The sequence below is a fragment of the Flavobacterium degerlachei genome (genome assembly GCF_900106645.1).
In the GTDB taxonomy this organism is placed as follows: Bacteria; Bacteroidota; Bacteroidia; order Flavobacteriales; family Flavobacteriaceae; genus Flavobacterium; species Flavobacterium degerlachei.
In genome coordinates, this window is record NZ_FNMV01000040.1 from 1 (window position 1) to 1,124 (window position 1,124).

Consider the following 1,124-nt stretch of genomic DNA (forward strand, 5'->3'; position numbering starts at 1 on the left):
TCTACTGTGTATTCTCCTGCTTTTGTGTTCTCTGCTACCGTTACGGTTCCGTCTGTGTTTACTGTTAATGGTCCGTTTGGAGTAGAAGTGATTGTTACATCTGAGGCTACTACTTTAACGCCATTCAATAAATCATTATCCAATACATTGATTCCTGCATCTCCGCCAACTATGCCGTTGATTGGTCCTGCAACATCATTTACTGCTTTGATTGGTGCTGCAACTACTGTTACCGTTACTGTCGCTGTATCGCAATTGTTTGGATTCAACACTTCACAGATTGTATAATCCACCGTATAAGTTCCTGCTTTTGTGTTTTCTGCTACCGTTACGGTTCCGTCTGTGTTTACTGTTAATGGTCCGTTTGGTGTAGAAGTAATTTTTACATCTGAGGCTACTACTTTAACGCCATTCAATAAATCGTTATCCAATACATTGATTCCTGCATCTCCGCCAACTATTCCGTTGATTGGTCCTGCAACATCATTTACTGCTTTGATTGCTGCTGCAACTACTGTTATCGTTACTGTCGCTGTTGAACAGTTGTCGGCATTTAATACTTCGCAGATTGTATAATCTACTGTGTATTCTCCTGCTTTTGTGTTCTCTGCTACCGTTACGGTTCCGTCTGTGTTTACCGTTAATGGTCCGTTTGGAGTAGAAGTGATTTTTACATCTGATGGAGTTACTTTAACGCCATTCAATAAATCATTATCCAATACATTGATTCCTGCATCTCCTCCAACTATTCCGTTGATTGGTCCTGCAACATCATTTACTGCTTTGATTGCTGCTGCAACTACTGTTACCGTTACTGTCGCTGTTGAACAGTTGTCGGCATTTAATACTTCGCAGATTGTATAATCTACTGTGTATTCTCCTGCTTTTGTGTTTTCTGCTACCGTTACGGTTCCGTCTGTGTTTACCGTTAATGGTCCGTTTGGAGTAGAAGTGATTTTTACATCTGATGGAGTTACTTTAACGCCATTCAATAAATCATTATCCAATACATTGATTCCTGCATCTCCGCCAACTATTCCGTTGATTGGTCCTGCAACATCATTTACTGCTTTGATTGGTGCTGCAACTACTGTTACCGTTACTGTCGCTGTTGAACAGTTGTC

The 1,124-nt window shown here is 40.7% G+C and carries 1 pseudogene; it reads right to left on the reverse strand.

Annotated elements, in window-relative coordinates:
- Nucleotides 1-1,124, reverse strand: a pseudogene (locus BLV91_RS17100) (gliding motility-associated C-terminal domain-containing protein); the annotation flags it as partial.